The organism is Streptomyces sp. NPDC047017, from assembly GCF_040644175.1.
GTDB lineage: Bacteria > Actinomycetota > Actinomycetes > Streptomycetales > Streptomycetaceae > Streptomyces.
In genome coordinates this window covers 453120-473748 of the sequence record NZ_JBEYVW010000004.1, presented here as the reverse complement: position 1 = coordinate 473748, position 20629 = coordinate 453120, and the positions used below count along the sequence as shown (strand labels likewise).

The 20629-nt window shown below is 71.3% G+C and carries 18 protein-coding genes, 1 rRNA gene and 1 riboswitch; of the genes, 13 read left to right on the top strand and 6 right to left on the bottom strand.

The genetic code is table 11. The features are described 5' to 3' along the window. The 11 genes from rrf to ABZ858_RS09765 all read left to right on the top strand — a co-directional run. A 5S ribosomal RNA gene (rrf, locus tag ABZ858_RS09815) occupies window positions 1-95 on the top strand; the annotation flags it as partial. 108 nt (window positions 96-203) lie between these two features. Next, window positions 204-812, top strand: coding sequence for a CDP-alcohol phosphatidyltransferase family protein (locus tag ABZ858_RS09810; protein WP_361374483.1), 609 nt, complete (start codon window positions 204-206; stop codon window positions 810-812). Between the two features lie 120 nt (window positions 813-932). Further along, window positions 933-3428: a mannose-1-phosphate guanyltransferase gene (locus ABZ858_RS09805; protein WP_361374481.1), complete on the top strand. Its 2496-nt coding sequence runs from the start codon at window positions 933-935 to the stop codon at window positions 3426-3428. A gap of 125 nt (window positions 3429-3553) precedes the next feature. Further along, window positions 3554-4468, top strand: a complete 915-nt coding sequence (locus tag ABZ858_RS09800; protein ID WP_361374479.1) for a DUF881 domain-containing protein — start codon at window positions 3554-3556, stop codon at window positions 4466-4468. After that, on the top strand, window positions 4465-4797 hold the full coding sequence (locus ABZ858_RS09795) for a small basic family protein (RefSeq protein ID WP_030794354.1): 333 nt from the start codon (window positions 4465-4467) through the stop codon (window positions 4795-4797). Before ABZ858_RS09800 ends, ABZ858_RS09795 begins: the two co-directional genes overlap by 4 nt. A 5-nt stretch (window positions 4798-4802) precedes the next feature. Continuing rightward, window positions 4803-5651, top strand: coding sequence for a DUF881 domain-containing protein (locus tag ABZ858_RS09790; protein WP_361374551.1), 849 nt, complete (start codon window positions 4803-4805; stop codon window positions 5649-5651). A gap of 130 nt (window positions 5652-5781) precedes the next feature. Further along, window positions 5782-6663: an FHA domain-containing protein gene (locus ABZ858_RS09785; protein ID WP_361374477.1), complete on the top strand. Its 882-nt coding sequence runs from the start codon at window positions 5782-5784 to the stop codon at window positions 6661-6663. A gap of 41 nt (window positions 6664-6704) precedes the next feature. Beyond that, entirely contained in the window at window positions 6705-7442 is a 738-nt protein-coding gene (locus tag ABZ858_RS09780) for a MerR family transcriptional regulator (RefSeq protein ID WP_361374475.1), read from the top strand. 84 nt (window positions 7443-7526) lie between these two features. Then, window positions 7527-8000, top strand: a complete 474-nt coding sequence (locus ABZ858_RS09775) for a bifunctional nuclease family protein (protein WP_004934251.1) — start codon at window positions 7527-7529, stop codon at window positions 7998-8000. A gap of 196 nt (window positions 8001-8196) precedes the next feature. Continuing rightward, window positions 8197-8880: a MerR family transcriptional regulator gene (locus tag ABZ858_RS09770; RefSeq protein WP_361374473.1), complete on the top strand. Its 684-nt coding sequence runs from the start codon at window positions 8197-8199 to the stop codon at window positions 8878-8880. A 105-nt stretch (window positions 8881-8985) separates the two neighbouring features. Next, the gene (locus ABZ858_RS09765; RefSeq protein ID WP_361374471.1) at window positions 8986-10446 is read left to right on the top strand and encodes a DNA polymerase IV; all 1461 of its coding nucleotides are present in this window, start codon (window positions 8986-8988) and stop codon (window positions 10444-10446) included. 206 nt (window positions 10447-10652) lie between these two features. Here ABZ858_RS09765 and ABZ858_RS09760 read toward each other — a convergent pair whose 3' ends face one another. Beyond that, window positions 10653-11030 (bottom strand): PRC-barrel domain-containing protein, encoded by a 378-nt coding sequence (locus ABZ858_RS09760; protein ID WP_361374469.1) that lies wholly within the window; start codon window positions 11028-11030, stop codon window positions 10653-10655. 112 nt (window positions 11031-11142) lie between these two features. Further along, window positions 11143-11237, top strand: a riboswitch (glycine riboswitch). A gap of 177 nt (window positions 11238-11414) precedes the next feature. Here ABZ858_RS09760 and gcvP point away from each other — a divergent pair. Continuing rightward, window positions 11415-14300: an aminomethyl-transferring glycine dehydrogenase gene (gene gcvP, locus ABZ858_RS09755; RefSeq protein ID WP_361374467.1), complete on the top strand. Its 2886-nt coding sequence runs from the start codon at window positions 11415-11417 to the stop codon at window positions 14298-14300. A gap of 85 nt (window positions 14301-14385) precedes the next feature. Here the strand turns inward: gcvP and ABZ858_RS09750 are convergent, their stop codons facing one another. The 3 genes from ABZ858_RS09750 to modA form a co-directional block, all read right to left on the bottom strand. Continuing rightward, complete coding sequence (locus tag ABZ858_RS09750; protein WP_361374465.1) at window positions 14386-15477, bottom strand: ABC transporter ATP-binding protein; 1092 nt, start codon at window positions 15475-15477, stop codon at window positions 14386-14388. 115 nt (window positions 15478-15592) lie between these two features. Next, window positions 15593-16432 (bottom strand): molybdate ABC transporter permease subunit, encoded by an 840-nt coding sequence (modB, locus tag ABZ858_RS09745; RefSeq protein WP_361374549.1) that lies wholly within the window; start codon window positions 16430-16432, stop codon window positions 15593-15595. 2 nt (window positions 16433-16434) lie between these two features. Continuing rightward, window positions 16435-17265: a molybdate ABC transporter substrate-binding protein gene (gene modA / locus ABZ858_RS09740; RefSeq protein ID WP_361374463.1), complete on the bottom strand. Its 831-nt coding sequence runs from the start codon at window positions 17263-17265 to the stop codon at window positions 16435-16437. A gap of 213 nt (window positions 17266-17478) precedes the next feature. Here modA and ABZ858_RS09735 point away from each other — a divergent pair, with 213 nt between their 5' ends. After that, window positions 17479-17964: a molybdopterin-dependent oxidoreductase gene (locus tag ABZ858_RS09735; protein WP_361374461.1), complete on the top strand. Its 486-nt coding sequence runs from the start codon at window positions 17479-17481 to the stop codon at window positions 17962-17964. A 77-nt stretch (window positions 17965-18041) separates the two neighbouring features. Here the strand turns inward: ABZ858_RS09735 and ABZ858_RS09730 are convergent, their stop codons facing one another. Beyond that, on the bottom strand, window positions 18042-18437 hold the full coding sequence (locus ABZ858_RS09730) for a helix-turn-helix transcriptional regulator (RefSeq protein WP_361374459.1): 396 nt from the start codon (window positions 18435-18437) through the stop codon (window positions 18042-18044). 113 nt (window positions 18438-18550) lie between these two features. After that, window positions 18551-20500, bottom strand: a complete 1950-nt coding sequence (locus ABZ858_RS09725) for an amino acid transporter (protein ID WP_361374457.1) — start codon at window positions 20498-20500, stop codon at window positions 18551-18553. Window positions 20501-20629: the final 129 nt, after the last annotated feature.

Sequence of the window (20629 nt, the reverse complement as noted above, 5' to 3'; positions counted from 1 at the left end):
AAACGCCCGGTTACATTCCGAACCCGGAAGCTAAGCCTTACAGCGCCGATGGTACTGCAGGGGGGACCCTGTGGGAGAGTAGGACACCGCCGAACTCCTTTTACAGCTCCGGCTCTTGGGCATACAGCCCGAGAGCCGGAGCTTTTTTGCGTTGAGGTAAGGTCAGGGGGCATCGTAGGCACTTTTTCCCAGGAGGCCCCCGGGTGGAGGTCCAGGAGACCCGCGTTCAGACAGACCGGGTCCTCACCATCCCGAACATCCTCAGCATGGCGCGGCTGCTCGGCGTGCCGCTGTTTCTGTGGCTGATTCTCAGGCCGGAGTTCGGCGGCCCCAAGAGCGACGGCTGGGCCCTGCTGGTGCTCGCGCTGAGCGGGGTCAGCGACTACCTGGACGGCAAGCTCGCCCGGCGCTGGAACCAGATCAGCAACCTGGGCCGGCTGCTCGACCCGGCCGCCGACCGCCTCTACGTGCTGTCCACCCTCCTCGGGCTCACCTGGCGTGAGATCCTGCCGCTGTGGCTGACCGCCCTGCTCCTGGCACGCGAATTGATGCTGCTGGTGGCCGTGGGCGTGCTTCGGCGGCACGGTTACCCGCCGCCGCAGGTCAACTTCCTGGGCAAGGCCGCCACGTTCAACCTGATGTACGCCTTCCCGTTGCTGCTGCTCAGTGACGGAAGCGGCTGGATCTCGTCACTCGCTGCGATTTTCGGATGGGCGTTCGCCGGATGGGGTACAACGCTCTATTGGTGGGCAGGAGTCCTCTACGTGGTGCAAGTCCGCCGCCTGGTCCGTGCGGACGCCATGACCGACTGAGTACGCCCCATTGATTCCGGCAGCCGTAGCGGCTCCGATGGCCCGCTTCGGAAATGTACGGGAGAATCAGGACGGGTGAAGTCGGCTAGATCGTCATCTCTGGAGGAGGACGCTTCCGACATGAAGGCCGTCGTGATGGCCGGAGGCGAAGGCACGCGCCTTCGTCCGATGACCTCGAGCATGCCCAAACCGCTCCTGCCGGTGGCCAACCGGCCGATCATGGAGCATGTGCTGCGGCTGCTCAAAAGGCACGGTCTCAATGAGACCGTCGTCACAGTCCAGTTCCTGGCCTCGTTGGTCAAGAATTACTTCGGTGACGGTGAAGAGCTCGGCATGGAGCTCACCTATGCCAATGAGGAGAAGCCACTCGGTACCGCCGGAAGCGTCAAGAACGCCGAGGACGCGCTCAAGGACGATGCCTTCCTGGTCATCTCCGGTGACGCCCTGACCGACTTCGACCTCACCGATCTGGTCCGGTTCCACAAGGAAAAGGGCGCGATGGTGACCGTGTGTCTCACCCGCGTCCCCAATCCCCTGGAATTCGGCATCACCATCGTCGACGAAGAGGGCAAGGTCGAGCGGTTCCTGGAGAAGCCGACCTGGGGCCAGGTCTTCTCCGACACCGTGAACACCGGCATTTACGTGATGGAGCCGGAGGTCTTCGACTATGTCGAGGCCGATGTGCCCGTCGACTGGTCCGGTGATGTCTTCCCGCAGCTGATGAAGGAAGGCAAGCCCATTTACGGCTATGTCGCCGAGGGCTACTGGGAGGACGTCGGCACCCACGAGAGCTATGTGAAGGCCCAGGCGGACGTCCTCGAAGGCAAGGTGAACGTCGACATCGACGGCTTCGAGATCTCGCCCGGGGTCTGGGTCGCCGAAGGCGCCGAGGTGCACCCGGACGCCGTGCTGCGCGGACCGCTCTACATCGGTGACTACGCCAAGGTGGAAGCCGGCGCCGAGATCCGCGAGCACACCGTCGTCGGCTCGAACGTGGTCGTCAAGAGCGGCGCGTTCCTGCACAAGGCGGTCGTGCACGACAACGTGTACGTCGGGCAGCACAGCAATCTGCGTGGCTGCGTGGTCGGCAAGAACACCGACATCATGCGCGCGGCGCGGATCGAGGACGGCGCGGTCATCGGCGACGAGTGCCTGATCGGCGAAGAGTCGATCGTGCAGGGCAATGTGCGGGTCTACCCGTTCAAGACCATCGAGGCCGGTGCCTTCGTCAACACCTCGGTGATCTGGGAGTCGCGCGGCCAGGCGCACCTGTTCGGCGCCCGCGGGGTCTCCGGCATCCTGAACGTGGAGATCACCCCGGAACTCGCCGTGCGGCTGGCCGGCGCCTATGCGACGACGCTGAAGAAGGGCTCCACCGTCACCACGGCCCGTGACCACTCCCGCGGCGCGCGTGCGCTGAAGCGGGCGGTCATCTCGGCGCTCCAGGCCAGCGCCATCGACGTACGGGACCTGGAGAACGTACCGCTGCCGGTGGCCCGGCAGCAGACCGCGCGCGGCAGCGCCGGCGGCATCATGATCCGTACCACGCCCGGTGTGCCGGACTCGGTCGACATCATGTTCTTCGACGGGCAGGGGGCCGACCTCTCGCAAGGCAGCCAGCGCAAGCTGGACCGGGTGTTCGCGCGCCAGGAGTACCGGCGGGCGTTCCCGGGCGAGATCGGCGACCTGTACTTCCCGTCCAGCGTCTACGACTCGTACACCGGTTCGCTGCTGCGGAACGTGGACACGACCGGGGTCAGCGAGTCGGGTCTCAAGGTGGTCGTGGACGCCTCCAACGGCAGCGCCGGCCTCGTGCTGCCCAGCCTGCTGGGCAAGCTGGGGGTCGACTCGCTGACGATCAACCCCGGCCTGGACGAGGCCCGCCCGACGGAGACCGAGGAGATGCGCCGGTCGGGGCTCAAGCGGCTCGGCGAGATCGTGGGTTCCTCCGGTGCGGCGTTCGGTGTGCGGTTCGACCCGGTGGGCGAGCGGCTGTCGCTCGTCGACGAGAAGGGCCGGATCATCGAGGACGACCGGGCCTTGCTGGTCATGCTCGATCTGATCGCCGCCGAGCGGCGCAGCGGCCGGGTCGCGCTGCCGGTGACGACGACCCGTATCGCCGAGCAGGTGGCCGCGTACCACGGCACCCAGGTCGAGTGGACGACCACGTCCCCCGACGACCTCACGCGCGTCGGCGGCGAGGAGGGCACGGTCTTCGGCGGTGACGGCAAGGGCGGGTTCATCGTCCCGGAGTTCAGCAGCGTCTACGACGGCACGGCCGCCTTCGTACGGCTCATCGGGCTGGTGGCGCGCACGCAGCTCACGCTCAGCCAGATCGACGCGCGGATCCCGCGCGCCCATGTCCTCAAGCGGGACCTGGCCACTCCGTGGGCCGTCAAGGGCCTGGTGATGCGCCGGGTCGTGGAGGAGGCCGGGGACCGGTTCGTCGACACGACGGACGGGGTGCGGGTCGTGGAGACCGACGGCCGCTGGGTCATGGTGCTGCCCGACCCGGCCGAGGCGGTCACCCATCTGTGGGCCGAGGGCCCCGACGACGCCTCCGCGCAGGCCCTGCTCGACGAGTGGTCGGCGGTCGTCGACAGCGCCGGACGGTAGGCCCGCGTTCCGCCGCGAGGGCGGGACCGACACCACGCGCGCGTGCCGGACAGGCTCCTCGGAGGGGCGCCTGTCCGGCACGCCGGTGTGGGGCCGTTCGGAGGAGTCGGCCGCGGCGTGCGACGATGTGCGGCATGCCGCAGCAACCCCCCGTTCGGAGCACCCCCGTGCGGCCGTCCCGCCCGGACGCCTCCATGTCGTTGATCACCAACGTCATGGACCACAGCCTGGACGACGGTTACGCCGAGGCCGCCGCGCGGAAGAAGTCCGCGGGCGAGGGCGGATTGCCGAAGACGCTGCGGGCGCGCCTGGGGCTGGCCGCCGGCCTGGTCCTCGCGGCCCTCGTCGTGACCGTGGGGGCGGCCCAGGCACGGGTGGCGGCGCCGGTCGTGGCCAAGGAGCGCCAGGAGCTGATCGACCGCATCGACCGGGAGACGGCGGCAGCGGACAAGCTGGAAGGCAACGTCGACACACTCCGCGACGACGTCAGCGCCCGGCAGCGCCAGGCGCTCAGGCGGAGCGGGGGCGACGACGGGGCCGAACTGGCCGGGGTCCTCGCGGGGGCCACCGATGTGCACGGCCCCGGGGTGAAACTCGTCGTGAACGACGCCAAGGAAGCCACCGGCGGCGGCACCGGCAATCCGCGCGAGACCTCGGGCTTCTCCGACACCGGGCGGGTGCGCGACCGGGACATGCAGCGCGTCGTCAACGGGCTGTGGCAGTCGGGCGCCGAGGCGGTCGCCGTCAACGGGCAGCGGCTGACCGCCCTGTCCGCGATCAGGGCGGCCGGGGACGCCATACTGGTCGACAACAGGCCGCTGGTGCCGCCGTACACGGTGCTGGCGGTGGGGGACGGGCAACGGCTGAGCAGCCGGTTCCAGGACAGTCCCGACGGGCTGTACCTGAACGCCCTCCAGGACAACTACGGCATCCGGACCAGCATCTCCGTGGAGAGCGATCTCCGGCTGCCCGCAGCACCGAGTGTGATCGTACGTACCGCACGGCCGAGCGCCGGGACATCTGGGAAGGGCACATCGTGATCGCCGTACTGGGCCTCGTCGTGGGAGTGGTGGCCGGACTGTTGGTCCGGCCCGAGGTTCCGGCGGTCGTCGAGCCTTATCTGCCGATCGCCGTCGTGGCGGCGCTGGACGCCGTCTTCGGCGGGCTGCGGGCCATGCTCGACGGCATCTTCGACGACAAGGTCTTCGTCGTGTCGTTCCTGTCGAACGTGGTGGTGGCCGCGCTGATCGTCTTCCTGGGCGACAAGTTGGGTGTGGGCGCCCAGCTGTCCACGGGTGTCGTGGTCGTCCTCGGTATCCGGATCTTCTCCAACGCCGCGGCGATCCGACGGCACATCTTCCGGGCGTGAGCGGGATGAGCCGGCAGGAGGAACTGCCCGAGAACAGGCTCCGCAAGGAGCTGCCCGCGGAGGTCCCGGCGCAGGCGACCGGTCCCGTGGACGCTCCCGGCAGGGGGAGCGGCAGCGGCGGCGGCCCCGAGCTGACGGGCCGTCGGCGGCTGGTGAAGGGGCTGTGGCCGCCGCGCTTCACCCGAGCCCAACTCGTCGTCGCCGTACTGCTGTTCGGGCTGGGCTTCGGCCTCGCGATCCAGGTCGCCTCCAACAGCGACAGTGACAGCGCGCTGCGCGGGGCACGCCAGGAGGATCTTGTGCGGATCCTCGATGAACTGGACGACCGTACGCAGCGTCTTGAGGACGAGAAGCAGGGTCTCGAAAAGCAGCGCCAGGAGCTGGAGAGCAGCTCGGACCAGGCCGAGGAGGCCCGCAAGCAGACCGCCGAGAAGGAGAAGCAACTCGGCATCCTGGCGGGCACGGTGGCCGCGCAGGGGCCCGGCATCACGGTGACGGTCGAGGACACGAAGGGGACGGTCCGGGCGGACATGCTGCTCGACGCGATACAGGAGCTGCGCGCGGCCGGTGCGGAGGCGATCCAGGTCAACGGTGTGCGCGTGGTCGCGAGCACCTATCTGACGGACTCCGGCAAGAGCGTCGACGTCGACGGGAACAAGATCAACGCTCCGTATCGTTTCCAGGTCATCGGCAAGCCGCAGGACCTCGAACCGGCGCTCAACATCCCGGGAGGCGTGGTGCAGACTCTGGAGAAGGAGCAGGCCACGGTGTCCGTCGAGCGTTCGGGCAAGATCGTTGTGGACGCCTTGCGAGCGGCGAAGCAGCCTGACTACGCTCGGTCGTCCTCCCGGTGAACCGGGGGTGCATGGCCGCGGTCCGGCAGGGGCATGAGGTTGCGGGGGGTCGGCGCACCGATTGGGTGGTGCGTGGTGGAAACTGTCTGGTGGATACGGACGTTGTGAGGATGTCCGGGTCGACCGGTGTATGCAGTCAGGGTTCGTCCTGCCCCACGGGCGGGTTTGTTTCGGTCAAGGGGAATCGCCCGTGAAGTTGTTTGCGAAGTTGTTCGGCAAGAGCGCGCGAGACGGCGGCGAGAACGCGACCGCCCGCCATCGCGCACAGCCCGACGCGGAGAGCCAGCGTCCGCTGTTCCGGGATCAGGTCCCGGGCGGTGACATTTCCGGCGCTCCGGGCGCGCCGTCGGTTGACCCTGCCCAGGCGGGCGGCATAGGTTTCGGCCAACCGTCGACCTCAGCAGGTACGGGCGGAGGGTTCGCCGCCGGCCCGTACGCGTCCCATGCCCCCGGTGGGCAGCCGCGGCAGGAGGATCCGTCCATGTCGGCCCTGGTGTGTACGAGGTGCGGCAACCGCAACGCGGAGAACAGCCGCTTCTGCTCCAACTGCGGCGCGCCGCTGAGGCCGGGCGCGGTGCCGGAGCGTGCGGCGGAGACGACGTCCACGATCTCCATCTCCGGTCTTGAGGCCTATGACGCGGAGGCGACCGGGCAGACGCCGATGCTGTCGCCGGAGGCGCAGGCGGCCGTCGACGCGCTGCCGCTCGGCTCGGCGCTGCTGGTGGTGCGGCGGGGACCGAACTCCGGCAGCCGTTTCCTGCTGGACGGCGAGCTGACCACGGCCGGGCGTCATCCGCAGAGCGACATCTTCCTGGACGACGTGACGGTCTCGCGCCGCCATGTGGAGTTCCGCCGCAGCCCGGACGGGTCGTTCACGGTGGCCGACGTCGGCAGCCTGAACGGGACGTACGTGAACCGGGAGCGGATCGACCAGGTCGCGCTGTCCAACGGCGACGAGGTGCAGATCGGCAAGTACCGGCTGGTCTTCTACTCGAACCGGCAGGGCTACTGACCGCCCCCGGACCCGGTCCGGGGGAACCCGAGGGAAGGTCCATGCTTCATACACCGAGCGGCGGTGCGGGCCACGGCACCGCCGCCGCGGACAGTGGGCTGATGAGCATCGGCGCGGTGCTGAACGCGCTGCGTGACGAGTTTCCCGAGGTCACCATCTCCAAGATCCGCTTTCTGGAGTCGGAGGGGCTGGTGGAGCCGCGGCGCACCCCCTCGGGGTACCGCAAGTTCAGTGTGGGGGACGTCGAGCGGCTCGCCCGGGTGCTGCGGATGCAGCGGGACCACTATCTGCCGTTGAAGGTGATCCGCGAGTACCTGGACGCGGTGGAGCGCGGCGAGGCGGTGCAGCTGCCGATGCTGGGGCGGCAGCGGGACGGGGAGGCCGTGCCGATGTCCGCCGAGACACCGGTGGCGTCCCGGATCGCCCGGGCGGACCTGCTCGCGGCGGCGGGCATCGAGGAGCGCGACCTGGCGGAGTGGGAGTCCTACGGGTTGCTCACTCCGCCGGCGGACGGTGTCTACGACGCCGAGGCGGTCACCGTGGCCTCGCTCGTGCACGAGCTGGGGCGCTACGGCATCGAGCCCCGTCACCTGCGGGTGATGAAGGCGGCCGCGGACCGGGAGGCCGGCCTGATCGACCAGGTGGTGGCCCCGCTCAGGCGGCACCGCAACCCGCAGACCAGGGCGCACGCCGAGGCCCGCGCGAAGGAGCTGGCGGCGCTCGCGGTCAAGCTGCACGCGGCGCTGGTGCAGAGCGCGCTCGGGGTGCGCCTGCCCTGAGTGGCGGGGTGCGCGGCGGCCGGATCGGCCCCGCGTCGTGGGCCCGACTACCCAAACGTGTCGGGCACGGCCTAGGGTTGCTGTGTGAACGAGCTCGATGTCGTAGGTGTCCGGGTCGAGATGCCCTCCAACCAACCGATCGTGCTCCTGCGCGAAGTGGGAGGCGACCGCTACCTCCCCATCTGGATCGGGCCGGGGGAGGCGACGGCGATCGCCTTCGCCCAGCAGGGCATGGCCCCGGCGCGGCCGCTGACCCACGACCTGTTCAAGGACGTGCTGGAGGCGGTCGGCCAGGAACTCACCGAGGTGCGCATCACGGACCTGCGCGAGGGCGTCTTCTACGCGGAGCTGGTCTTCGCCAGCGGGGTCGAGGTGAGCGCCCGTCCCTCCGACGCCATAGCGCTGGCGCTGCGCACCGGTACGCCGATCTACGGCAGCGACACGGTGCTCGACGACGCGGGCATCGCGATCCCGGACGAGCAGGAGGACGAGGTGGAGAAGTTCCGCGAGTTCCTCGACCAGATCTCGCCGGAGGACTTCGGCACCAGTAATCAGTGAAACGCTGACATATGCCACCGGCCGACCCGTGCGTCCGGCGGTTTCCGGGAGGCCATTCGGCTAGCCTTTCCCCGCGATGGGGCACGGGAAACCACTCTCAGGGTGATTATCACTCGGCGTGCCGAGTGTGGCGATCGTTGACGCACCCCCGGTGACTGCCTACCGTCGAGAAGGCAGGTCAAGGACGGAGGTCGGCGTGAGAAGCAGCGGCGACGGTACGGCTGGGGGTGCCCCCGGACGCGGTGTCGGGGGAAGCGGTCCGTGCCCTTCCCCCGGCTCACGGCTCCGCCCGGACAGGGGATACCCCCTGCACGGCGACCCGGCCGACCAGGCCCCGCAGCGGCCGACGGCGGTGCCCGTCGGCGAAGAGGGGACGTCCATGGGGTCCGAGGAGATCGGCTACCGCGGCCCGACGGCCTGCGCGGCCGCCGGCATCACCTATCGGCAGCTCGACTACTGGGCCCGCACCGGCCTGGTCGAGCCCAGCGTACGGCCCGCCCACGGCTCGGGCACCCAGCGCCTGTACAGCTTCCGGGACGTCGTCGTCCTGAAAATCGTCAAGCGGTTCCTGGACACCGGTGTGTCGCTGCAGAACATCCGCACCGCCGTCCAGCACCTGCGCGAGAGCGGCTTCAACGACCTGGAGCGCATGACGCTGATGAGCGACGGCGCCACGGTCTACGAATGCACCTCGCCCGACGAGGTGCACGCGCTGCTCCAGGGCGGCCAGGGCATCTTCGGCATCGCCGTCGGCGTGGTCTGGCGCGATGTGGAGGGCGCGCTGTCCCAGCTGCACGGCGAGCGCGTGGACACGGGGGAGACCCTGGTGGGCCACAACCCCGGGGACGAGCTGGCCCGGCGCCGCAACCGGGCGGTCTGACCGGCCTCCGGGCGGCTCCCGGGGGCGGCTTCCGGCCCGCCGCGGCGCGGCCGGACCGGGCCCTGCGCGAGGGCATTGTCAGTGGTGTGGTGCAGCATCGGAGGTGTGAGGGCCACGCCGACGATCCTGCATCTCGACATGGACGCCTTCTTCGCCTCGGCGGAGCAGGCGTCCAAGCCGAGCCTGCGCGGGAAGGCGGTCGTCGTGGGCGGCCTCGGGCCGCGCGGTGTGGTCGCCACCGCGTCGTACGAGGCCCGCGTCTTCGGGGTGCACTCGGCGATGCCGATGGCCCAGGCGCGGCGGCTGGCGCCGAACGCCGCGTATCTGGTGCCCCGCTTCGGCTTCTACCGGTCCATCAGCGGGCAGGTGATGACGCTGCTGCGGGCGCTGTCGCCGCTGGTGGAGCCGCTCAGCCTGGACGAGGCCTTCGTGGACCTGGAGGCCGGCGGGGCGGCCCGGGACGCGGACTCGGCCCGGCTGGCGGGCGCGCGGCTGCGCGCCGACATCCTGGCCGTCACGGGACTGACCGGATCGGTGGGGCTGGCCGCCTCCAAGATGCTCGCCAAGATCGCCTCCGAGCAGGCCAAGCCGGACGGGCTGGTGCTCATCGAGCCCGGCACCGAACGCGCTCTGCTCGGTCCGATGTCCGTACGGACCCTGCCGGGCGTGGGGCCGGCGACGGGCGACCATCTGCGGCGGGCCGGGATCCACACCGTCGACGAACTCGCCGAGGCGGGCGAGGACGAGCTGGTGCGGCTGCTGGGCAGGGCGCACGGGCACGCGCTGCACGCCATGGCGATGGCGCACGATGAGCGACCCGTCGTGGCGGAGCGCGAGACCAAGTCGGTGTCCGTGGAGGACACCTACGACGTGGACATCCACGACCGGACGCGGGTGGGCCTGGAAGTGCAGCGGCTCGCGGACCGGTGCGTGCGGCGGCTGCGCGAGGCCGGGCTGTCGGGGCGGACCATCGTGCTGAAGGTGCGCCGGTACGACTTCTCCACGCTGACCCGTTCGGAGACGCTGCGCGGGCCCACCGACGACCTGGCGGTGGTCCGGGAGGCGGCGGCCCGGCTGCTGGACTCCGTGGACACCACCGGCGGTGTACGGCTGCTCGGCGTGGGGGTGTCCGGGCTCGCGGACTACACGCAGGAGGACCTGTTCGCGCAGGCGGCCGGGGAGCGGGCGGCGGCTGGTGAAGGGGCGGCGGCCGGTGAGGGGGCGGGCCCTGCCGAGGAGCCGGCGGACCAACCGGCGCGCGAGGAGGCGGCGCCCGCCGAGCGGCGCTGGGCCGCGGGCCATGACGTGCGGCACGCCGAGCACGGGCACGGCTGGGTGCAGGGCAGTGGCATCGGCAGGGTCACCGTCCGCTTCGAGACACCCCGGTCGGCGCCGGGGCGGGTGCGGACCTTCCGCGTGGACGATCCGGCCCTGGAGCCGGCCGAGCCGCTGCCGCTGGTGCGGCGAAGACCGGAGGAGCAGGGCGGTGTGGCCGGTGGCGTGGCCGGTGCGGTGGCGGCGGGTGAGGGCGAGGGGGCTGCCACGGCCGCTCTGGGGGCGCTGTGAGGTGACCCGAGGTGCCACCTGGAGCCCTGGCGGGCTCCGGGGGCGTGCGGGGGGCGTGTGATCCCGGGTCGCGGCCGGTCTGCCGGTGCGGGTGAGTCGGCGAGGTGGAACCTCGGTCGCGGCCCGGGGGTCGGTGGTCCCGATGCGGGAGGAGGCGGACGAGAGGGACGTACACGGGTCGGGCGAGCGGGCGAAGGGTCCTGGGGTCAGGCCTCCTCGGAGCCGGAGCCGGCCAGTCTGCCGAAGTCGTGGTCCGGGAGGGCCGGGGCAGGGCCCACGTCGAGGCCGTAGTGGTGGTAGAGCTGCAGTTCCTGCTCCGGGGAGAGGTGGCGGCCCACGCCGAAGTCGGGGGCCTCCTTGATCAGTGCCCGGTCGAAGGGGACGCGCAGGGTGCCCTCGACCAGCTCGCTGGGCTCCAGGGGCACGAAGGCGTCCCGGGAGAACAGGCCCGTGCGTATGGCCGCCCACTCCGGCACACCGGTCGCGTCGTCGAGGTACACCTCGTCCACCGTGCCGATCTTGTTGCCGTTGCGGTCGAACGCCTTGCGGCCGATCAGGTTGCGCGGATCGATCTCGGTCAGCACGGTCCCTCCACGTGGTCGCAACTCATCCGTAAGCACTACGAAAGAGCACATTCGGTCCTGCGGCCACTCGAACACCGCCGCGGAGCCCGCTGGTACGCTGGCAAACGGCTGCTGACCCCGTGCGGGAGAGTCCTCCGGAACCACCGGAGGCGCCGAAGGAGCAAATCCTCCCCGGAATCTCTCAGGCCCACGTACCGCACGGACGAGGTCACTCTGGAAAGCAGGGCGGTTGCCGACGGCTTCCGCTCTCACCGACGGTGAAAGCCGGGCGCCCTCGGGTGGTCCGGTGAAGCTCTCAGGTCGAGATGACAGAGGGGGAGGCCGCCGGGACATCCACGCCGTGGTGTCCCCCGAAGGTCGCGTCAGACCAGGAGGCCCTCCACCATGACCGCCCAGCGCATTCCGCTCTCCGAGCTCGAACAGGGCATCCCCTTCGAGCAGCGCCACATCGGGCCCGACCAGGAGGCGCGGGCCAAGATGCTCGCGCAGGTCGGCTACGGATCGCTCGACGAGCTGACCGCCGCCGCGGTCCCGGATGTGATCAAGAACGCCAAGGCGCTCGATCTGCCCGGCGCGCGCACCGAGGCCGAGGTGCTGGCCGAGCTGCGCACCCTCGCCGACCGCAATCAGGTCCTCGGCTCCATGATCGGCCTCGGCTACTACGGGACGTTCACCCCGCCGGTCATCCTGCGCAACGTCATGGAGAACCCGGCCTGGTACACGGCCTACACCCCGTACCAGCCGGAGATCTCGCAGGGCCGCCTGGAGGCCCTGCTGAACTTCCAGACCGTGGTCGCCGACCTCACCGGCCTGCCGACCTCCGGCGCCTCCCTCCTGGACGAGGGCACCGCCGCGGCCGAGGCGATGTCGCTGTCGCGGCGCATGGGCAAGAACAAGAAGGGCCTGTTCCTGGTCGACGCGGACGCGCTGCCGCAGACCATCGCCGTCATCGAGACCCGCGCCGAGCCCGCCGGCGTCGAGGTCGTCGTCGCCGACCTCAGCGACGGCATCCCGGCCGAGCTCGCCGGACGCGAGATCAACGGCGTGCTCCTGCAGTACCCGGGCGCCTCCGGGGCCGTACGCGACCTGAAGCCCGTCATCGAGCAGGCGCACGGACTGGGCGCCCTGGTCACCGTGGCCGCCGACCTGCTCGCCCTCACCCTGCTGAAGTCCCCCGGCGAGCTGGGCGCGGACATCGCCGTGGGCACCACCCAGCGCTTCGGCGTGCCGATGGGCTTCGGCGGACCGCACGCCGGCTACATGGCGGTGCACGAGAAGTTCGCCCGCAGCCTGCCCGGCCGCCTGGTCGGCGTCTCCGTCGACGCCGACGGCAACAAGGCCTACCGCCTCGCCCTGCAGACCCGCGAGCAGCACATCCGCCGGGAGAAGGCCACCAGCAACATCTGCACCGCGCAGGTGCTGCTCGCCGTCATGGCCGGCATGTACGCCGTCTACCACGGCCCCGAGGGCCTGAAGGCCATCGCGCAGCGCACCCACCGCTACGCCGCGGTGCTCGCCGAGGGCCTGAAGGCGGCCGGCGCCGAGATCGTCCACGGCGCCTACTTCGACACGCTGACCGTCAGGACGCCGGGCCGGGCCGCCGAGGTCGTCGCCGCCGCCCGCGAGGCCGGTGTCAACCTGTACCCCGTCGACGCCGACCACGTCTCGATCGCCTGCGACGAGACCACCACGCGGGCGCAGCTGCGTACCGTGTGGACCGCCTTCGGCGCCGACGGCGACATCGACGCGCTGGACGCCGCGGCGGCCCCGGCCCTGCCCGAGCCGCTGCTGCGCACCGACGCCTACCTCACCCACCCCGTCTTCCAGCAGTACCGCTCCGAGACCGCGATGCTGCGCTACCTGCGCCGGCTCGCCGACCGCGACTACGCGCTCGACCGCGGCATGATCCCGCTGGGCTCCTGCACCATGAAGCTCAACGCGACCACGGAGATGGAGCCGGTCACCTGGCCCGAGTTCGGCCAGCTGCACCCCTTCGCGCCCGCCGAGCAGGCGCGGGGCTACCTCACGCTCATCCATGAGCTGGAGGACCGGCTCGCCGAGGTCACCGGTTACGACAAGGTCTCCCTCCAGCCGAACGCCGGCTCCCAGGGCGAGCTGGCCGGCCTGCTCGCCGTGCGCGGCTACCACCGCGCCAACGGCGACGAGCAGCGCACCGTGTGCCTCATCCCGTCCTCCGCGCACGGCACCAACGCGGCCAGCGCCGTGATGGCCGGCATGAAGGTGGTCGTGGTGAAGACCGCCGAGGACGGCGAGATCGACGTCGCGGACCTGCGGGCCAGGATCGAGCAGCACCGCGACCAGCTCGCCGTGCTGATGATCACCTACCCGTCCACGCACGGTGTGTTCGAGGAGCACGTCGCCGACATCTGCGCCCAGGTGCACGAGGCCGGCGGCCAGGTCTACGTCGACGGCGCCAACCTCAACGCCCTGGTCGGCGTCGCCAAGCCGGGCCACTTCGGCGGCGACGTCTCGCACCTGAACCTGCACAAGACGTTCTGCATCCCGCACGGCGGCGGCGGCCCCGGCGTCGGCCCGGTGGCGGTGCGCGCGCACCTCGCGCCGCACCTGCCCAACCACCCGTTGCAGCCGGAGGCCGGCCCGGAGAGCGGGGTCGGCCCGATCTCGGCCGCGCCCTGGGGCTCGGCGGGCATCCTGCCGATCTCCTGGGCCTATGTGCGGCTCATGGGCGGCGAGGGCCTCAAGCGGGCCACCCAGGTCGCCGTGCTGTCCGCCAACTACATCGCCAAGCGCCTGGAGCCGCACTTCCCGGTGCTCTACACCGGCCCCGGCGGCCTGGTCGCGCACGAGTGCATCATCGACCTGCGCCCGCTGACCAAGGCGACCGGCGTGAGCGTGGACGACGTGGCCAAGCGCCTGATCGACTACGGCTTCCACGCGCCGACGATGTCCTTCCCGGTGGCCGGCACGCTGATGATCGAGCCGACCGAGTCCGAGGACCTGGCCGAGCTGGACCGGTTCTGCGACACGATGATCGCGATCCGCGCCGAGATCGACAAGGTCGGCTCCGGCGAGTGGCCCGCCGAGGACAACCCGCTGCGCGGCGCCCCGCACACCGCCGCAGCGCTCGGCGGTGACTGGGAGCACGCCTACAGCCGCGAGGAGGCCGTCTTCCCGGCCGGTGTCTCGGTGGCCGACAAGTACTGGCCGCCGGTGCGCCGCGTCGACCAGGCGTTCGGTGACCGGAATCTGGTCTGCTCCTGCCCACCGCTGGACGCGTACGAGGACTGAGCGGATTCGCGCGAAATCACCGAAGGGGCCCTGCCCCGGCCTGCCAGGGCCGGGGCAGGGCCCCTTCCGGTTGTCCGCCTGCTGTTCAGGCCGGGTAGGCGTGGGTCTGCGCCGCCTTGACGGCCGCCCAGACCTCCGCGCCCGGTTGCAGGCCGAGTTCGGCGGCGGCGACGGTGGTCAGATCGGCGGCGAGGGCCAGTTCGCCGGTGAGGTCCGCGCGGATCCGGTCGCCGTGCGTCTCCAGCCCGGCCACCTCGCAGCGCCACAGATTGCGGGCGCTGGAACCGGTGGGGCGCTCCCGGTGCAGGGTGACCGCGCCCGGCGGGAAGGCGACGAAGGCCGGTCCTGACAGGTCCTCGGTGGTGGCGAGGGCGGTGCCTGACTCCAGCCGTACCAGATGCCCCTCGGCCCGTCCGCGGTACAGGTTCAGGCCGACGAGCTGCGCGATGTAGTCCGTGCGCGGACGGCGGGCGGTCTCCGCGGGCGTGCCCTCCTGCACCACCCGGCCGTGTTCCACGACCACCAGCCGGTCGGCCAGCACCATCGCGTCCAGCGGATCGTGCGTGACCAGCACGGCCGCGGCCTCGAACTCGGCGAGGTGCCGGCGGAGCTGGGCGCGCACCTCCAGGCGGGTGCGGGCGTCCAGGGCGGCGAGCGGCTCGTCCAGGAGCAGCAGCCGGGGCCGGGTGGCCAGCGCGCGGGCGAGGGCGACCCGCTGGGCCTGGCCGCCGGAGAGCCGGCGGGGCTTGGCCCCGGCGTGGTCGGCCAGGCCCATGCGCGCCAGCCATTCGGCGGCCTGGGCGCGGGCCTCCGCCTTGGCCACGCCCTGGCAGCGCGGCCCGAAGGCCACGTTGTCCAGGGCGGACAGGTGCGGGAAGAGGAGGTAGTCCTGGAAGACGACCCCGACGGGGCGCTTCTCGGGCGGGGTCCTCTCCAGCGCGGCGCCGTCCAGGCGCAGCCGGCCGCCGGTGAGCGGGATCAGGCCGGCCAGGGCGCGCAGGGCGGTGGTCTTGCCGGCGCCGTTCGGGCCGAGCAGCGCGACGACGTCGCCGGGGGCGGCGGTCAGGGACACGTCGAGACGGAAGCCGCCGCGGTCGACGACGAGGTGGGCGTCGAGTCCGTCACCGGGCGCGCCGGCGGCACGGACGCCGCCGCGGGTCTCGTCGATGTCGGTCATGAAGTGATCGTCCAGGATGCGGGGCGGTTCGGGGAAGGGGATGCGGTCCGGGGCACCTTGAGCGCGGCGCGGGCCACCTTGCGTGTGGCACGGGGCACCGGGAACGCGGCGCGGGTCATGAGGACGCCGTCATCCAACGGTCCCGCAGACCGGCGAGGACCGCGATCGACACGACCAGCAGCACCAGGCTCAGGGAGATCGCCGCGTCCGGGTCGTCCTGGAGGGCCAGGTAGACGGCGAGCGGCATGGTCTGGGTGCGGCCCGGGAAGTTCCCGGCGAAGGTGATCGTGGCGCCGAACTCGCCGAGCGCCCGCGCCCACGCCAGCACCGCGCCGGCCGCGATACCGGGCGCGATCAGCGGCAGGGTGACCCGGCGGAACGCGGTGAAGCGGGACGCGCCGAGCGTGGTGGCCGCCTCCTCGTAGCGCGGGTCGGCGGCGCGCAGCGTGCCCTCGACGCTGATGACCAGGAACGGCATGGCCACGAACGCCTCCGCGACCACCACCCCGGCCGTGGTGAACGGCAGGGTGATCCCGAACCAGGAGTCCAGCCACTGCCCCACCACGCCGTTGCGGCCCAGCGCCAGCAGCAGCGCCACACCGCCCACCACCGGCGGCAGCACCAGCGGCAGGGTCACCAGGGCCCGTACGAAGCCGCGCCCGGGGAAGTCGGTACGGGCCAGCAGCCAGGCCAGCGGGACGCCGAGCACCAGGCTCACGCCGGTGGCCAGGGTGGCGCTGATCAGAGAGAGCTGGAGCGCCTGCCACACCGCGGTGCTGGTCAGCTGGTCCGGCAGGCTGCGCCAGGGCGCGCGGACCAGCAGGGCGAGCAGCGGCAGCAGCAGGAACGCCAGGCCCACCAGCGCGGGCAGCAGCAGCGGCAGCGGCGCGCCCCGGAAGGCACGCCGGTGCCGCGACCCGCTCTTCGGGGTCGCGGCACCGGCTTCGTCGGTCACGGTCACGGCTTGAGGAAGCCGGCCTCGGCCAGCACCTTCTGGCCCTCGGCCGACCGGACCAGCTCGATGAACGCCTTGGCCGCCGCGGCGTTGGGGGCGTTCTTGAGCGGGGCGATCGGGTAGTCGTTGACGGCCTTGGCCGACTCGGGGAACTCCACGCCCTCCACCTTGTCACCGGCCGCGTGCACATCGGTCTTGTAGACCACGGCCGCGTCGGCCTCCTTCAGCTCCACCTTGGTCAGGGCGCTCTTGACGTCCTGCTCGTAGGAGACGGGGGTGAGCTTGAGGCTGCTGGCGTCGAGGGCCTTCTGGGCGGCGGCGCCGCAGGGCACGGTCTTGTCGCACAGCACGACCTTGAGCCCGGACTTGGTGAGGTCCTTCAGGGAGGCGACCTTGTCCGGGTTGCCCGGCAGGGTCGCGATCTCCAGCTGATTGCGGACGAAGGTGACGGGCGCGGCGGCCTCGTCCTTCTTGTCCGTCACGGTCTTCATCGTCTTGGCGCTCGCCGCGGCGAACACGTCGGCGGGGGCGCCGCTGGTGATGCTGGCGGCGAGGGTGTCACTGCCACCGAAGTTGAAGGACACCTTGGTGCCCGGGTGCTGCTGCTCGAACTCCTTGCCCAGCGTCGTGAAGCTCTCCTTCAGCGAGGCGGCGGCGAAGACCGTCACCGTGCCGGACAGCTTCGGGGCGGAGGACGTGGTCGATCCGGACGACGGCGAGGAGTCGTCGGAGGAGGACTTGGACGAGGAGGAGCAGGCGCTGAGGGCCAGCAGTGCTGCGGCTCCCGCGCCGGCCACCTGCAGCGTCCGGGTCCGGCGCATGGAACGGGTCATCAAGGGTCCACTCCTCTGGTTCTGCACGAAGAAACAAGCTGTCGCGCCCTGGCACGGCCGTGCGGGGCCGTGTGCCGATGATACTGCCGCAACTACAAGGCGTAAGTCTGCTGTTGCATCGCATGAGCTGCGGTTCTCCGTTTTCCGGGTCGCATGTGCGTTTGTACGGAGCCGCCGTGCGGGTACGGACCTGCCACAAGGAGGTGGTGGCCCGTGCCGCTCGCGGAACTCGTCCTGGCCGGTGACCTCGCCCGGCCGGTGCGCCTGACCGTCGCGGACCTGCTCGGCTGGCCGCAGCACCGGGCCCGGGTGAGCTTCGAGTGCGCCACCAGCGGCGTACGGCACCACTGGTTCGCCGGACCGCGGCTGTACGACGTGCTGGCCGCCGCCGGACCCGGCTTCGACCCGGCCCGGCGCAAGGACCGGCTGCGGTTCCTGATCGCCGTCGCCGGTGCCGACGGGCACGGCACGCTGCTGTCCTGGGCGGAGATCGACCCGGACTTCGCCGACGCGCCCGTGCTGCTCGCGGTGGCCGTCGACGACACCCCGCTCGACCGGACCGGACCCCAGCTGGTGCTGCCCCAGGACCGGTGCGGCGGGCGGTACGTCAGCGGCGTCACGGCGATCCGGGTGGACGGCGGGTACGGGCACTCGGGTGCCGGCGGCGGGCGCGTCGGGGGCGAGCGCGTCGGGGCGTGACCGGGCCGGGGGAGCGGGCGGGAGCGGGCCGGGGGAGCGGGCGGGAGCGGCGGGCCACGCCCGGCAGAACCGGCGGGCTACGCCTTGTCGATATGTACGTTCGTCGACTTCACGCGGGCCGTGGCCTCCATGCCGACCTCCAGGCCCAGTTCCTCCACGGCCTCCCGGGTCAGCAGGGAGACGAGGCGGTGCGGGCCGGCCTGGATCTCGACCTGGGCCGCCACGTCACCGAGCTTGATCGCGGTCACGATCCCGGGGAAGGCGTTGCGCACCGAGGTGTACGAGGGGGTCTCCTCGCCGTCGCCGGTCCGGGCCAGCTCCACCGAGAACGCCGCCAGGTCCCGGCCGTCGATGAGCCGCCGTCCGCTCTCGTCGCGGTGGGTGCTCATCCGGCCCGCGTCCGCCCACCGGCGGGCGGTGTCGGGGCTGACCCCGAGCAGGCGGGCGGCCTGGCCGATCGTGTACGACTGCATGCGGATCACGATAGTTCTTCGGCGGCGGCGCGCCGCACGCGGCGTGCGCGGCGGCCGGGCGGGCGGCCCGGGCGGTCGCGGTGGCGGTGCCCGAGGTGGCCGGACCGCCTGGCTCAGGCGGTGTGCACGCGGGGCCGCTTGTCGCGGTCCGGTTCCGCCTCGCGCAGCACCTCGCGGGTGACCGGCGCGACCTCGCCCTGCCCGAACAGGAAGAAGCGCAGGAAGTTGCGGAACGGGTTGCCCTCGGTCCACTCGAAGTAGATGTGCGGGGTGCAGCCGGTCATGTCCCGCACGTGCAGGAGGAGGGCGGCCAGGGCGTTCGGGATGGAGGAGGACTCCAGGGTGAGCACCCGGTAGCGGCCGTGCAGGACCTCGCCGCGCACCTTCAGGCTCGCCTCGAACTCGGACGGGTCGGTCACCGTGACCTCGGCGAAGACGAAGTCCTCCGTCTCCGGGATGTCGTTGTCGGCGCGGATCTGCTCGATCTTGTCGCGGTACTCGGCCTTGTCCCGCCGGTCGGGCTCGTTGGCGATGAAGCGGATCTTGCGGCTGGCGATGTCCCTGACGAATCGTTCCGCCATGTCGTCGAGCGTCACGCTGGTCACACGCAGCTCGAAGGCGCGGGCCAGCCGGGAGAGCAGCGAGACGAGGATGATCGCGGCGATGAAGCAGGCGCCGATCTTCACACCGTCCGGCCGCTCGATGACGTTCACGACGGTCGTGTAGAGGAAGACCGCCGAGATCACCGCGAACGCCACGGTCCAGTGCCGCTGCCCCGCCTTGTGCGCGGCGATGGTCACCGCGATCGCCGCCGAGCTGATCAGCACCAGCACACCGGTGGCGTACGCGCCGCCCTGCTTGTCGACGTTGGCGTCGAAGATCCAGGTGACCAGGAAGCCGATCAGGGTGAAGACGATGACCATCGGCCGCACCGCCCGGGCCCAGTGCGGGGCCATGCCGTAGCGGGGCAGGTAGCGCGGCATCAGGTTGAGCAGTCCGGCCATCGCGGAGGCGCCCGCGAACCACAGGATCGCGATGGTCGAGACGTCGTAGACCGTGCCGAAGGCGTTCCCGAGGTACTCGTGCGCCAGATAGGCCAGCGCGCGCCCGTTGGCCTTGCCGCCGGGCTTGAACTCCGCTTCGGGGATCAGCAGCGTGGTGATGAAGCTGGTGGCGATCAGGAAGCAGCTCATGATCAGCGCGGCCGTGGTGAGCAGCTTCTTGGTGTCCCTGATCCGGCCGGCCGGACGTTCCTCGGTGTCGTCCGGGCGGCCCTTGACGTGCGGCATGACGGCGACGCCGGTCTCGAAGCCGGACAGACCGAGCGCGAGCTTGGGGAAGACCAGCAGGGCCACGCCGACCATGGCGAAGACGTTGCCGTGCTGGGCGGTCAGGGCACCGGTCCAGTCGGTGACCAGATGGCCGGCGGTGACGACGTGCCAGACACCGGCGACGACCACCACGACGTTCAGCGCCAGATAGATGCCGACCAGGACGACCGCGACCCCGATCGCCTCCAGGAAGCCCTTGAGGAACACCGCGCCGAGCAGCGCCAGCAGGATCAGTGTGATCAGCATCTGGTGGGTGTGCAGGGCGCTCGTCAGGTGGGGGTTCTCCACCAGGTGCGTCGAGGCGTCGGCGGCCGACAGGGTGATGGTGATCAGGAAGTCGGTGGCGGCGAAGCCGAGCAGGGTCAGGACGAACAGCTTGCCCTGCCAGAACGACAGCAGCCGCTCCAGCATGGCGATGGAGCCCTGGCCGTGCGGGCTCTCCTCGGCGACCCTGCGGTACACCGGCAGGGCGCCCGCGAGGGTGACGAGGACCAGGACGATGGTGGCGACGGGCGACAGCAGCCCGGCCGCCAGGGCGGCGATGCCCGGCTGGTAGCCGAGGGTGGAGAAGTAGTCGACACCGGTCAGGCACATGACGCGCCACCACCGCTGGCCCTTGTGCGGCGGCTCCGGCGCGGCGTGCGGTGCCTGCTGCACGCCCTTGCCCATGTCGGACAGGCCCTCCAGCATCCAGGCGCGCAGACGACTGGGAGGGTGTTCGGTGGTGGCCATCGGCCCTGCTCCTGATGTGCGGCTCAGCCCTCGGTGCGGCTCAGCGTGTAGATCCGGCCATCACGCGGACCGGGCACCAGCGTAAGCAGAGCGTGACGTAGAGGCCCACGCGTATCCGGGGGAGCGGGC